Origin of the sequence: Pseudomonas sp. 51_B, assembly GCF_017491595.1 — a bacterium.
In the GTDB taxonomy this organism is placed as follows: Bacteria; Pseudomonadota; Gammaproteobacteria; order Pseudomonadales; family Pseudomonadaceae; genus Aquipseudomonas; species Aquipseudomonas promysalinigenes.
The window spans coordinates 1-780 of record NZ_JAFGYW010000074.1; the positions used below are offsets into that span (position 1 = coordinate 1).

Sequence of the window (780 nt, forward strand, 5' to 3'; positions counted from 1 at the left end):
GACCGAGGTCGAGCCGCGCAAGGGCCTGCATCTGCAAGCGCTCAGCGAATCGCGGATCTGCGCGCTGGTGCCGGCGGGGCATCGCTGGGCGAATCGCTCCGCAGAAGTGAAACTCAAGGAGCTGGACCAAGTGATCATGGTCCTGCGCGAGCCAAGTTCGATTACCCGGCGCACGTTTGACCAGGAGTGTATGCAGGCGTCGATTCAGCCGCGGGTGTTGCTGGAGCTGGACAGTCGCGAGGCGGTGACCGAAGCGGTCGCGGCCGAGTTGGGGGTCGGTGTGGTGTCATCGGTGGAGGTCAGTCATGACCCGCGCGTGGTGGCGATCCCGATTGCCGGGGAAGGGCTGGTGAACCGGCACATGATTGGCTGCATGGAGCGCCGGCGCGAGTTGCGCTTGATTCAGGCGTTTTTTGATCTGGCGCTAGCCGCACCGTGATCGTTCCCACGCTCTGCGTGGGAATGCAGCCCGGGACGCTCTGCGTCCCATCCAAAGCCGAACGCGGAGCGTCCGTTGAGGCATTCCCACGCAGAGCGTGGGAACGATCAGGACAGGGAGTGAGTCAGGTCAGGCTCTCGCGAACCATATCGAGAAACGTCGCCACCACCCGCCGCGAACTCTGTTCGCGCAAGCACACCAGGGTTTCGGTCAGGCGCCTCGTGCAGTCGGTGATCGGCAACGCGCAGACCCGTGAGTCGGCGCCGAACTCCGCCGCTGAAACCACACCAACCCCGATCCCCACCACGACGGCTTCGCGCGCCGCTTCCCGACCTTCAACC

Annotated in this window: 1 protein-coding gene and 1 pseudogene; one reads left to right on the plus strand and one right to left on the minus strand. The window is 64.9% G+C overall.

What is annotated here, in order from left to right; all coding sequences use genetic code 11:
- Positions 1-439, plus strand: a 439-nt coding sequence (locus J5M56_RS23675) for a LysR substrate-binding domain-containing protein (RefSeq protein ID WP_243430877.1), incomplete at its 5' end; no start/stop codon positions are given.
- Positions 440-563: 124 nt separating this feature from the next.
- On the opposite strand, the pseudogene J5M56_RS23680 reads toward J5M56_RS23675, so the two are convergent.
- Positions 564-780, minus strand: a pseudogene (locus J5M56_RS23680) (LysR family transcriptional regulator); the annotation flags it as partial.